Annotated in this window: 11 protein-coding genes; 10 read left to right on the forward strand and 1 reads right to left on the reverse strand. The window is 58.5% G+C overall.

The genetic code is table 11. The features are described from left to right. Positions 1-17 precede the first annotated feature (17 nt). Positions 18-2,279, forward strand: a complete 2,262-nt coding sequence (locus EH206_RS03695) for a TonB-dependent siderophore receptor (RefSeq protein ID WP_009111475.1) — start codon at positions 18-20, stop codon at positions 2,277-2,279. A gap of 34 nt (positions 2,280-2,313) precedes the next feature. Here EH206_RS03695 and EH206_RS03700 read toward each other — a convergent pair whose 3' ends face one another. Then, the gene (locus tag EH206_RS03700; RefSeq protein ID WP_009111476.1) at positions 2,314-3,933 is read right to left on the reverse strand and encodes a methyl-accepting chemotaxis protein; all 1,620 of its coding nucleotides are present in this window, start codon (positions 3,931-3,933) and stop codon (positions 2,314-2,316) included. Between the two features lie 468 nt (positions 3,934-4,401). On the opposite strand from EH206_RS03700, the gene EH206_RS03705 reads away from it, so the two are divergent. From EH206_RS03705 to argE, 9 genes are all read left to right on the forward strand, one after another. Continuing rightward, positions 4,402-5,277: a MurR/RpiR family transcriptional regulator gene (locus EH206_RS03705; protein WP_009111477.1), complete on the forward strand. Its 876-nt coding sequence runs from the start codon at positions 4,402-4,404 to the stop codon at positions 5,275-5,277. A 50-nt stretch (positions 5,278-5,327) separates the two neighbouring features. Beyond that, positions 5,328-6,308 carry an agmatinase gene (locus tag EH206_RS03710; RefSeq protein WP_009111478.1) on the forward strand — a complete coding sequence of 327 codons (981 nt, stop codon included), beginning with the start codon at positions 5,328-5,330 and terminating at the stop codon, positions 6,306-6,308. Between the two features lie 160 nt (positions 6,309-6,468). Next, complete coding sequence (locus tag EH206_RS03715) at positions 6,469-7,254, forward strand: transporter substrate-binding domain-containing protein (protein WP_009111479.1); 786 nt, start codon at positions 6,469-6,471, stop codon at positions 7,252-7,254. 25 nt (positions 7,255-7,279) lie between these two features. Next, positions 7,280-8,674: an MmgE/PrpD family protein gene (locus EH206_RS03720; RefSeq protein ID WP_009111480.1), complete on the forward strand. Its 1,395-nt coding sequence runs from the start codon at positions 7,280-7,282 to the stop codon at positions 8,672-8,674. Further along, positions 8,664-9,383: an amino acid ABC transporter permease gene (locus EH206_RS03725; RefSeq protein ID WP_009111481.1), complete on the forward strand. Its 720-nt coding sequence runs from the start codon at positions 8,664-8,666 to the stop codon at positions 9,381-9,383. The genes EH206_RS03720 and EH206_RS03725 overlap by 11 nt, the downstream gene beginning before the upstream one ends. A 16-nt stretch (positions 9,384-9,399) precedes the next feature. Beyond that, a complete protein-coding gene (locus tag EH206_RS03730; RefSeq protein ID WP_009111482.1) occupies positions 9,400-10,062 on the forward strand; it encodes an amino acid ABC transporter permease in 663 nt (220 codons plus the stop codon). Next, positions 10,055-10,807, forward strand: coding sequence for an amino acid ABC transporter ATP-binding protein (locus EH206_RS03735; protein WP_009111483.1), 753 nt, complete (start codon positions 10,055-10,057; stop codon positions 10,805-10,807). The genes EH206_RS03730 and EH206_RS03735 overlap by 8 nt, the downstream gene beginning before the upstream one ends. Positions 10,808-10,910: 103 nt before the next feature. After that, positions 10,911-11,318 (forward strand): RidA family protein, encoded by a 408-nt coding sequence (locus EH206_RS03740; protein ID WP_009111484.1) that lies wholly within the window; start codon positions 10,911-10,913, stop codon positions 11,316-11,318. A gap of 12 nt (positions 11,319-11,330) precedes the next feature. Continuing rightward, the gene (gene argE / locus EH206_RS03745) at positions 11,331-12,482 is read left to right on the forward strand and encodes an acetylornithine deacetylase (RefSeq protein WP_009111485.1); all 1,152 of its coding nucleotides are present in this window, start codon (positions 11,331-11,333) and stop codon (positions 12,480-12,482) included. The last annotated feature ends 269 nt before the right edge of the window (positions 12,483-12,751 follow it).

Raw genomic sequence — 12,751 nt, forward strand, 5'->3', positions numbered from 1 at the left:
ACAGGGCGATTTTAATCATGAGACTACCACCACGCCACTATCTGGCGACCCTTATCGGGCTGAGTTGTGCGACTACGCCTTTCCTGACCTGGGCCGATGCGCCCGCTACCCGGCAGACTTCGCCGGCGGCCGCCGCTGATTCCTCCGATACCATCGTGGTCACCGCCGCCGAGCAGACCCGCCAGGCGCCGGGCGTGTCGGTGATCACCGCGGAAGATATCGCCAAGCGTCCGCCGGCCAACGATCTGTCGGAATTGATCCGCACTATGCCGGGAGTGAACCTTACCGGGAACTCCACCAGCGGACAGCGCGGGAACAACCGTCAGATTGATATTCGCGGCATGGGGCCGGAGAATACGCTGATTCTGGTGGACGGCAAGCCGGTTTCCAGCCGCAATGCCGTGCGCTATGGCTGGCGCGGCGAACGCGATACCCGCGGCGATACCAACTGGGTGCCGGCCGATATGGTGGAGCGCATCGAAGTGCTGCGCGGCCCGGCGGCGGCGCGCTACGGCAACGGCGCCGCGGGCGGGGTGATTAATATCATCACCAAACAGCCGACGCAGGAGCTGCACGGTAGTTGGAATACCTATCTGAACGCGCCGCAGCATAAGTCGGAAGGCGCCACCAAACGCACCGATTTCAGCCTGATGGGCGGCCTGACCGATAATCTGAGCTTTCGTTTGTACGGCAATCTGAATAAAACCCAGGCCGATGCCAGAGATATCAATGACGGGCATCAGTCCGAGCGTACCGGCAATCAGATCAATTCTCTGCCCGCCGGTCGGGAAGGGGTGCGTAATAAAGATATCAACGGCCTGCTGCGCTGGGATATTACCAAACAGCAGTCGCTGGAGTTTGAAGCGGGCGTCAGCCGTCAGGGCAATATCTATGCGGGCGATAGTCAAAATACCAATAGCAATGCCAATGTCCTCAGCAATTATGGCAAAGAGACTAATCGTATGTACCGTCAGAACTTTGCCGTCACGCATCGCGGCTATTGGGACAGCGGAGTCAGTTCGATGTCGTACCTGCAATATGAACGCACCCACAATACCCGTATTCTGGAAGGATTGGCGGGCGGTACGGAGGGGATTTTCTCTTCGCCTAATGCTTTTAGCACCATCAAACTGGATAGTTTCATCGCGCATAATGAAGTCAATATTCCGTTTAATGCTCTGTTCGATCAGGTGGCGACCATCGGTTTAGAGTGGAACGAGCAGAAAATGAAGGATCCGGTGTCGAATACGCAGACCACCACCGAAGCCGGCAGCATCGGTTCGCTGAGCAGCGACGGGCGTAGCGACAAGACATCCGCCCGTCTGGCGTCGGCTTTTATTGAGGATAATATTCAACTGACGCCGAGTACGGTGCTGACGCCGGCGCTGCGTCTCGATCACCATAGCACGGCGGGCACCAACTGGAGTCCGTCGCTGAACCTGTCTCAGGAACTGGGAGAGGATTACACCCTGAAACTGGGTATCGCCCGGGCTTACAAGGCGCCCAATCTGTATCAGACCAACCCTAACTATATTCTCTATAGCCGCGGTCAGGGATGTTACGGCGGCAGCTCACAGAGCTGTTACCTGCTCGGTAATGAAGACCTGAAAGCGGAAACCAGTCTGAATAAGGAGATCGGCCTGGAGTTCCACCGCAATGGTTTGACGGCGGGCATTACCTATTTCCACAATGACTATCGCAATAAGATTGAATCCGGTTTGTCGCCGATTGGTCAGGCAGTCGGGGGAAGCAACCCCGCTTACGCCAATGCCAATATTTTCCAGTGGGGAAATATCCCGAAAGCGGTGGTGCAGGGGCTGGAGGGCAGCCTGAGCGTTCCGGTTACGGAGAGTATCAACTGGCGTAACAATCTGACGTGGATGCTGGAATCGAAAAATAAAACCACCGGCGATTACCTGTCCATCACCCCGGAGTTTACCCTGAACTCATCGGTTGAATGGCAGGCGACGGAACAGCTGTCCTTCCTGGCGGATGTCACCTGGTATGGTCGTCAGAAACCCAAAAAGTATGACTATAACGGCAACCGCGTGACCGGCAGCGCCAGCGATGAACTCAGCCCGTATACGTTATTCGGCCTGAGCTCCACCTATGCGTTTAACCAGTACGTGAGCGTGACGGGCGGGGTGGACAATCTGCTGGACAAGCGCCAGTTCCGCGCCGGCAACGCGCAGGGGGTGAACAATATCGCCGGCGCGGGCGCCGCCACCTATAACGAGCCGGGCAGAACCTTTTTCGTCAGTCTGAATACCCGCTTCTAAGCGGCGCCGTCTGGCCGATCGGCGTGTCCGCCGTTCAGGATAGCGCGGCGGCCAACTGCGGCACCGGCTGCGCGTCTGATAATCTTCCGGCGGTTTCCTGCTCCTGTTCCAGTTGGAAAATGGCGACGGCCTGCATCAGCTGGCGCGCTTGTTCTTCCAGTGAAGCCGCCGCGGCGGCCGACTGCTCCACCAGAGCGGCGTTCTGTTGCGTTACGCCGTCCATTTCCGTCACCGCCTGACTGACCTGACCGATCCCCAGGCTTTGTTCGTCGGAGGCGGCGGCGATTTCCCCCATCAGGTCGTTAACCTGTTTGATGGAGGCAATGACGCCGTCCATCACTTCGCCGGTGCGAACCACCTGCCTGGCGCCCGCATCCACGCGTTCGACGGATTCCGCAATCAGCCCTTCGATTTCTTTCGCCGCCTGGGCGCTTTTCTGCGCCAGATTACGCACTTCGCCCGCCACCACGGCAAACCCGCGCCCCTGTTCGCCGGCGCGCGCGGCCTCGACGGCGGCGTTCAGCGCCAGAATATTGGTCTGGAAGGCGATGCTGTTGATCATGCCGGTGATCTCGTTGATCTTACGTGAACTGGTGGCGATGCTACCCATGATCTCACCGAGCTCACGCCCCATTTCCCAGCCCTGTTTCGCCACCGACGTCGCTTTTTCCGCCAGCCCGGTAGCCTGGTGAACGTTGTCGGCATTATGTTTTACCGTGGTGCCCAACTGCTCCATGCTGGCGGCGGTCTGTTGCAGGGCCGCCGCCTGCTGCTCGGTGCGTGAAGAGAGATCGTTGTTGCCGGCGCTGATTTCCGCCGAACCCTGATAGATGGAGTCCGCGCTGTTGCGAATGGTGCTCACCGTCATTTTCAGGCTTTCCTGCATTTCCCGCAGATAGGGAATCAGCTGGCCGGCATCGTTACGGCCGAAATCTTCCAGCGCATGATCCAATCGGCCTTTGGCCAGCGTGCGGAAATGTTCTTTGATTAGCATCAGGGGATTCACGATATAGCCCGTGAGGTAACGGTCGGTCAGCAACAGAATGACGACGCCCGCGATCATCGCCGCAATCAGAATCTTTTTACACCAGTCGACCAGCGTGTAGACATGCTGCACGGTCGTGTTATCCGAGGCGATATGCTGATAGTTGCCCGCCGCGGCGATAAACGCTTCGTTCAATGCCTGAAAATCATCGCGGAACAGCCGCCGGTATTCGGCGAATCTTTTCTCCAGCAGGGCGTTCATCATCGGCTGTAGCCCCTGCCCGATAAGCTGGCTCCATGACGCCACGACCTCATCGACGATACGCTGTTCAATTCCGGTATGCGGTTGATTTTTGAATTTTTCGAGATTTTCCTGACTGCTTTTCAAGGCGGCATCGGCCGATGATACGGTGGTATCGATATCATCCAGCTTGCCGCTTTGCATCAGCGTCATCGCCCGGTTGATGCGGATCACCGAGCGCAGGGCCTGATCGGTGCCGTTCGTCAGGGTATTCAAGGACTCCACCTGGGTGTTGCCGAGCGTCAGATAATGGGTGGCCTGATTCAGCGATGACAGCGTAAACCAGGACACCCCTCCCCATAACAGTAGAAAAAGACTGAGAATAACCAGTAAAACCTTTCTGATTGTAACATTCCGTAAAAAGGACATATGCACTCCCAATGGCGTTGATATCAACCTGCCCATTAGGAGACTATCGGCAATCGGCTCAATTAGTTACATACGTCTTTTTTATAGGTTATACGCGATATATCGAATTGAAATGGATGACGGTAATAAGCGACCAGACGCTTTCTGGGCGAGAATAAGGCGGGCCGGAGGGAGTCTGACGCCGCCATAGGGCATTGCACCATAGAGGGGCAGGAATTTTTTACTTTTGGTGCAAGGCAACGTTCACCGTATATCCGCCAATCAAGCGGTTTGTTTGGATATATTAAATTATTTTCGGCACAAAATGATTCATTCCAATCATTTTTCATTGCGCTATATTTCAATATGAACTTTTGACGCCGCAATTTATCCGCAAATATTGAATCAAATGAATCGACGTGAATCGTTTTTGGCATGACTGTTGCAAATTCTGTCCCGTACGTAGCGAAGCGAAAAACGGGCTAATTTATGGATCATCTTGCGTTGTGCCAACAAATAAAAAAGCAGTTTGAATCGTTGCCGAAACAGGAACGGCTGGCGGCCGGTTTTGTGCTCGATCATCCCCAGGAAGTGGCTGTGATGTCGATGCGCGAACAAGCGCGGCTGGCGGGCATTCCCCCTTCCACCATGACCCGGTTGGCGAAACGGCTCGGGCTGCCCGGTTACGATGAAATTCGCGCTATTTTCGTTGCCGCCTTGCGGGGGCAGGGGCATGAGTACGCTCCGCGCGTGCCTGCGCTGGTCGAGATGAAACAGAGAATGGGCGAAAGCTCGCTGGTGCTGGATTTGGCCAACACCACCACGGCCTATATTCAGAATCTATGCCAGGAGTCTACGCTGGACGCCATCGTCAGAGCGGCGAAAGTGCTCTCCGCGGGACGGATGATTTATTGCCTTGGTTTGCGGTCTTCATTTCCGGTGGCCTTTCATTTCGCTCACGTAGCCACTTATTTTCAGGGGAATATCCATTTAATCGAAGGCGCGGGAGAAAGCGGCATTATGGCACTGATGAATAATATCAGCCCGAAAGACGTATTGCTGGTATGCAGTCTTTCCCCCTATGCCAGGCGTTCGGTGGCGCTGAGCCGTTATCTGGCGCAGCAGAAGGTGAAAGTCGTCGCCATTACCGATAACGCCAGTTCGCCGCTGGCGCGTATCGCCAGCGAAACCATCTTGGTAAAAAAACAAACCACGTCTTTTTTTGACACCTTGACGCCGGCTTTTCTGGTCAGCGAATTATTGGTGGCGTTATTAGCCGCCACCGCGAAAGTGGACGTACAAGACTTGGTAAATAGTACCGAAGAAAAATTATGGGCGATGGGCGAGTGGTGGAGTCTGAATTAATTCAGCCGCCGTTTATCGCATTATTATTTATTGCCACCAGGAAAAGAGAAATGATTGCCTATAAACCTGAATTGACTACCGCGCCGAAACACGGTCATAAAAGTCTGCTTTATTCGGACGTCGTGACGGATTTAAATACGCTCGACTTCGTGGATATCGCCGTATTGGGTATTCCCTACGGTTCGGCTTACTCGATCGATGAGGTCAGTAACGATCAGACCCATGCGCCTACGGCGGTACGCCAGGCAACCGATCGCGCGCTGCGCAGCTTCGAGCGTTATGACTTTGATATCGGCGGCCCGATGATGGACAACCAGCCGATCCGCATGGTGGATTGCGGCGATATCGCCGGCGATGCGCGCGAGTTGAACCGCCATTATGACGCCGCCGAGGCGGTGGTGCGCAAGATCCTGGCGCTGGGCGGCATGCCGCTGATCATCGGCGGCGACCACGGCATTCCGATCCCGGTGCTGCGCGCGCTGGACAGCGTCGGCCCGATTACGCTGATTCATATCGATGCGCATCTTGACTGGCGGCAGGAGGTGAACGGCGTTACCGACGGTTACTCCAGCCCGATCCGTCGCGCGTCGGAGATGGCGCACGTTGGCGAAATCTTCCAGATCGGTCTGCGCGCCAATGGGTCAGCCCGCCAGGAAGAGGTGGACGCGGCGCTGGCGTACGGCGCGCATCTAATCACCGCGCATGAACTGCATGACGCGGGCCCAGAGGACATCCTCAGCCGTATTCCCGACGGCGGCAACTATTACATCACCATGGATGCGGATGGGATCGACCCGACGATTATGCCCGCGGTCAACGGCCCGGCGCTGGGCGGCGTGACCTACGGCGAAGCGCGAAAACTCATTCACGGCCTGGTGAAAAAGGGCCGCGTGGTGGGCATGGATATCGTCGAAATTACGCCTAAAAAAGATGTGAACAATATTACGGCGATTACCGCCTGCCGGTTCTTTATCAATCTGATCGGGATGGCGGTGCGCGCCGGCTATTTTAAAAAAACGTCCGCGAGCTGATTTTAACGTCGCATTCGCGACGGTTCGCCACGATAAATAATCAGACACCATTTTTACGCCGCATGCAAAAACAGCGGATTATTGCGTCAACACCAGGGTTTTTATAACTAATGAGTCGTTATCCAACCTTTATTCACTATGCCAAGTCAGGAGAACTGCCATGAAAAGACATACATTGTTGTCCGCGCTCGTCGGCGTCGTAGCGGCGTTTGCGGTAATGACGGCCAATGCCGCCAGCGTTCTCGATAGCATTATGAGTCAGAAGAATTTACGTGTGGCCGTACCTGTGGACTATCCGCCCTATGGCTACGTCGGCAGCGATATGCAGCCGCAGGGGGTGGATATCGATATCGCCCGCCTGATCGGCGAAAAGATGGGCGTCAGGGTGACGCTGATCCCGGTGACCGGTCCCAACCGCGTACCCTACCTGCAAACCGGCAAGGCGGATATGACCATCTCCTCGCTGGGGAAAACGGAAGAGCGCGCCAAAGTGATCGACTACAGTATCGCCTATGCGCCTTTCTTTGACGCGGTGTTCGGCAGCGGTAAGGTCAAGGCGACCACCACCGACGAACTGGCGGGCAAAACCGTGGCGGTGACCCGCGGTTCCATGCAGGACGAAGAGTTGACCACCATGGCGCCGAAGGCCGTCATCCGCCGCTTCGAGGACAACAATAGCACCATCTCCGCTTTCCTGTCCGGCCAGACCGAACTGGTGGCGATCGGCACCACGGTGGCGGGCGCCATGAAACAGAAAAACCCCAATATCGATCTGGAGCTGAAGGTCATTCTGTCCAATTCGCCATGCTATGTCGGGATGCCGAAAAACCAGCCGGAGCTGGTCGCCAGGGTGAACCAGATCCTGCGCGCCGCCAAGGCGGACGGTACGCTGGACGCTATTGCGCAGAAGTGGCTGGGCGCGCCGGCTGGCGAGCTGCCGGAATGATGACGGTCGGGCTGGAGAGGTGGGCATGACGGAGAAACGCGCGACCCGGCTATTGGCCGATTGGCTGGCGGCCCTGACGCCGGAGGCGATCCCCGAACCGGTGCGCCGGGTGGCGCAGCGCTGCCTGGTGGATACGCTGGGGGTTATGCTGGCTGGCTCGGAGACCCGCGTTGCCGGGCTGGCGCGCGCGGTGGCGGAGCAGAGCGCCGCCTTCGGCCGGTCGGAAGCCGTAGGATGCAATGTCGACATGGCCGCGCCGGCGGCGGCGTTTGTCAATGCCACGGCGGCCCATGCCCTCGATTTTGACGATAATTGCTACGCCGGGTTTGCGCACGGCTCGGCGGTGATTGTACCGGCGGCGCTGGCGCTGGCGCAGTCCCGTTGCGCCAGCGGCGCGGCGCTGATAACCGCGCTGGCGGCCGGTTCGGAATGCCAGTACCGGCTGGCGCAGGCGCTGGGAACGACGCTGTATGAGCGCGGTTGGTGGACCACTGGCGTGCTGGGGGCGGTGGGCGCCTGCGCGGCCGCGGCCAGACTGCTGGAGCTGGATGCGTCCGCGACCGCACAGGCGTTGGGGTTGGCTATCGCCGGAACCGGCGGGATGAAAAGCGTATTCGGCAGCGACGCCAAGCCGCTGCTGGCCGGGCGCGCTAGCGAGGCGGGCGTGATCGCCGCGCTGTTGGCCGGGCAGGGCGCCAGCGGGCCGACCGATGCCGTCGAACATCCGTACGGGCTGGCCGCGCTGTGCAACGCAGGTCGTTTTACGCGGGAACGGCTGGAGGCGGGCGATAACTGGTGCCTGCTGAACCCGGGCATCGACGTCAAACGTCTGCCGGTGTGCCTGTCTTCCCATGCGGCGGTGGACGGCGTGATGGAGCTAATCCACGAGCGGATGCTCGATACGAACGATGTCGTGCGCATCGTCTGCGATGTGCCGCCGCTGGTTGCGGCCAATCTGATCTACCCGCAGCCGCTTTCCGTTCAGCAGGCGCAGTTCAGTTTGCCGTTCGCCATCGCCGCGTCGCTCTCTTGCGGCGAACTGACGCTGGATTGCCTCAACGAAGAGACTGTGCGCAGTCCTGCGCTGGCGCAGCTGATGGAAAAAGTGGCGATGACCACCGGCCCGCGCTGGCGCGACGCTGAACTGTTGCGGCGGGCGCCGGAGGGCGCGGCGGTCACGCTGGAAATGGCGGATGGGACGAAATACGAGCGGTTTACCGCACAAGCCCGGGGAACGTCCGTCCGGCCGCTGAGCGATGAGGAACTGAGCGACAAGTTTCGCCGCTGCGCCGGCCGGGTGATGGGCGCCGCGCAGACGCAGAACTTGCTCGACCGGCTGTGGGGGGCGGAAACTCTGCCTAACCTTGACGATATACTGGCACTGCGCCCAACGCGGGGGAAAACGCCTGATGATGTTTGATTTTGCTACGGTACTGCAACAGTGGCCGCTGTTATTAACCGGAACGATAACCACGTTGGCGATGGCGCTGATCGCGACGCTGTTCGGCCTGCTGCTTGGCATCGCCTGCGGCTGGGGCCGGGCCAGGGGAGCGGCCTGGCTGCGTTTCCTGGTGGGATGTTACGTGGAGCTTTTTCGCAATACGCCCTACATCGTGCAACTGTTTTTTATCTTCTTCGGGCTGCCGGCCGCCGGCGTGCAGCTATCGGCGCTGACCGCCAGCGTGGCGTCGCTGATCCTCAACCTCGGCGCTTACGCCGCCGAAATCGTGCGGGCGGGGATCGAAACGACGCCGCGCGGCCAGATTGAGGCGGCGAAGAGCCTGGCGCTCAGCCGCTGGCAGATTTTCACCCGCGTCGTGCTGCCGCCGTCGCTGTCCCGCGTCTGGCCGTCGCTGGTAAGCCAGGTGATTATCATCATGCTGGGGTCGGCGGTGTGCAGCCAGATCTCCACCGAAGAGCTATCGTACAGCGCCAATCTGATCGCCAGCCGCTCGTTTCGCAATTTTGAATCCTACATCATTGCGGCGGCGATCTATCTGCTGCTCGCTATCGCGATGCGCCGCTTTCTGAACTGGGTGGGGCCGCGCTTTATTTTTATGACGGGCCGCCCTTCCGGGCCGTCGCTCAGCGGCGTTAAAAAATGCGCCCGGCGTATTTTCAATCGTTGATATCAGGAAAACGATAATGAGTGATTTTTCACTGTGGGATATCTACCGTAATCTGCTGCTGGCGCTGCGCTGGACGGTGGGGCTGTCGGTCATCGCCTTTATCGGCGGCGGCATCGTCGGCGGCATTCTGCTGGTGTTGCGTTTGTCCGGCGGCGTCTGGTCGCAGCGTCTGGTTGCGGCATACGTCAATCTGTTTCAGGGCACGCCGCTGTTGATGCAGCTCTTTCTGACCTACTTCGGACTGGGACTGCTCGGCATCGAAACCGCGCCGTTGTTCGCCGCCAGCCTATGCCTGACGCTATACGCCAGCGCGTTTCTCACCGAAATCTGGCGCGGCAGCGTTGCGGCTATTCCGCGTCAGCAGTGGGAGGCCGCCGCCAGTCTGGCGCTCTCATTCGGCGAACAGTTACGCTATGTGATACTGCCTCAGGCGATGCGTCTGGCCATCGCGCCGACGGTGGGGTTTATGGTGCAGGCGGTGAAAGCCACCGCGCTGGCCTCGGTGATCGGTTTTGTCGAATTGACCCGTTCGGGACAGATTATTTCCAATGCCACCTTCGCGCCGTTTTTGGTTTATGGCAGCGTGGCGCTCTTATATTTCATCCTGTGCTTTCCGTTGTCGCTGTGGAGCCGACATCTGGAAAAGCATTTAACGCGGGGATCAACCGGTCATGACTAATTCTGCCCAGCTTGCCAGCGACTTTGCGCTGGTCGACATTTGCGGTCTGCATAAGCGTTTTGGCGACAATGAAGTGCTGAAGGGCATCGATTTGCAGATAAAACGTCAGGAGGTGGTGTGCATCATCGGCAAAAGCGGTTCGGGCAAGAGTACGCTGCTGCGCTGCATCAACGGTCTGGAGTCTTTCCAGCAGGGGGAACTGCGCGTGGACGGTCAACAGGTCCAATACGACGATGAAACCGCCATGCGTGAACTGCGCCAGGACGTCGGTATGATATTCCAGAGTTTTAACCTGTTTCCTCATCTCACCGTGGGGCGAAATATTATGCTGGCGCCGTCGCTGGTGAAGAAAATGCCAAAGGACGAAGCGGAACGCGCCGCCCGCCTGCTGTTGCAACGCGTCGGGCTGGCGGAAAAGTTCGACAGTTGGCCGGACAGCCTGTCCGGCGGACAGCAGCAGCGCGTGGCGATTGCCAGAGCGCTGGCGATGAACCCGGAGGTTCTGCTGTGCGATGAGATCACGTCGGCGCTCGACCCGGAACTGGTGGGCGAAGTGCTACAGGTGGTTGAAAAGCTGGCCGAGGAGGGCATGACCATCATTATGGTGACCCATGAGATGAGTTTCGCCCGCAAGGTGAGCGACCGCGTGGTGTTTATGCATCAGGGAAAAGTCCATGAGGTCGGCCCGCCGCAGGAGATTTTCGATAATCCGCAAAGTGCGGAACTGAAACAGTTTTTAGCCTAAGACGCAATTAATTTAAAAGTGAACCTTGCCAACCCATCGGCATGGACAAGCTCTGCCGCAAACCCGCTCGTTTAAAAAACGGCTTTACCAGGAGAAATAGACTATGGCGCATACGCGTATTCGTTCGTTCAACACCAAAAAAACCTACCCCGAACAAAATCTGGACAACGATCTCTGTCAGGCGGTGGTAGCCGGCAATATGGTCTTTCTGCGCGGACAAATCGGCCAGAATCTGGATACCCGGGAGTCAGTCGGGATAGGCGATGTCGCGGCCCAGACCGAGCAGGCGATGTCAAATATCAAGATGCTGCTCGAAGAGTCCGGCAGCAAGCTGGAGGATATCTGTAAAATCACCGTCTACCTGACGGACATCCGCTACCGTGAAACGGTTTACAACATCATGGGGCGCTGGCTGAAAGGGGTCTTTCCGGTGTCGACCGGGTTGACGATCGCCGGGCTGGCGCGTCCGGAGTGGTGGGTGGAAATCGACGTCATCGCCGTAAAGTCCTGAGGATAGCCCGCTATGACTGCCGCCATTGGTATCCTGTCCGAACTGATTGCTTTTCCTACTCTCAGCCGTCAGTCCAATCTGGCGCTGATTGACTATGTGGAGGACTATCTGGCCGGTCACGGCGTTAGCGCGCGCCGGGTGTACAGCTCCGACGGCCAGCGGGCGAATCTCTACGCCACCATCGGGCCGCAGGATCGGGGCGGGATCTGCCTTTCCGGCCACTCGGATGTGGTGCCGGTGGCGGGACAGCCGTGGAGCAGCGATCCGTTCACGCTAACGCGGCGCGGCGATCGTCTCTATGGGCGCGGAACGGCGGATATGAAAGGGTTTATCGCCTGCGTACTGGCGCTGGCGCCGCGTTTTGTGCAGGGTACGCGCGGCGCCGACGCCCGGCCGATACATATCGCCATCAGCTATGACGAAGAGATCGGCTGCGTCGGCGTGCGCGGCCTGCTGGATCAACTGGCGCGGGACGCCGTGCGCCCGACGGGATGCATCATCGGCGAACCGACCATGATGCGCATCGCCACCGCGCATAAAGGGAAAAGCGCCTGGCGCTGCACCGTGCTCGGTCAGGCGGCGCACTCTTCCCAGCCGCAACAGGGAGTGAACGCCATCGAATACGCCGCCGAACTGATAATGTTTCTGCGTCAGCGTGGGCGCGACTGGCAAGAGGGCGTAAGCGATACGCGCTACGAGCCGGCCTGGTCGACGGTACAGACGGGAACGGTGCGCGGCGGCGCGGTGGTCAACGTGGTGCCGGACCGCTGCGAATTCGATTTTGAAATCCGTCCGCTGCCGGGCAGCGATCACCATCTGCTGGCGGATGAGCTGGGTCATTTCGCCCGCCGGCAAATCATGCCGCAGATGCGGCGGGTCGCCGGCGACGCGAACATTCAGCTTGAGGCGCTGTCGGCCTATCCTGGTTTGCGGGACGATGCGTCGCTGGATGCGCTGAAACACCGCTGCGCGGCGGCGGCGGAACAGCCCGGATTTCACGCGCTGGCGTTCGGCACCGAGGCCGGATTGTTTCAACAGGCGGGGATCCCGTCCGTCGTCTGCGGACCAGGATCGATTGCACAGGCCCATAAGGCGGACGAGTATATCGACTGCGGTCAGTTGGATCGGTGTCAGGCGTTTCTGGCGCGGGCGCTCGGCGTATAGCGGACTTTCTCTCTGAAAACGTCGGCGCGTTGTCGCAGACATTATGTCTCGTATACAATGGCGCATTGCCGACAACGCGCCCGCGCCGCATCATCGCCGTAAAATGCCTGCGATCGCGATGAATGGGATACTCGTTCACCAACGAAGTGAAAGAAACGATCTCTTAATGTTGCCGCCTTGTAAACAAATTAACAGGCGCTGCAAATTCTGTTATGCTAACGGCGCTGAACCGGCACTCTCTTACCTTACATCCCGTGCCGGAATAGTGG

This window comes from Brenneria nigrifluens DSM 30175 = ATCC 13028 (assembly GCF_005484965.1).
GTDB lineage: Bacteria > Pseudomonadota > Gammaproteobacteria > Enterobacterales > Enterobacteriaceae > Brenneria > Brenneria nigrifluens.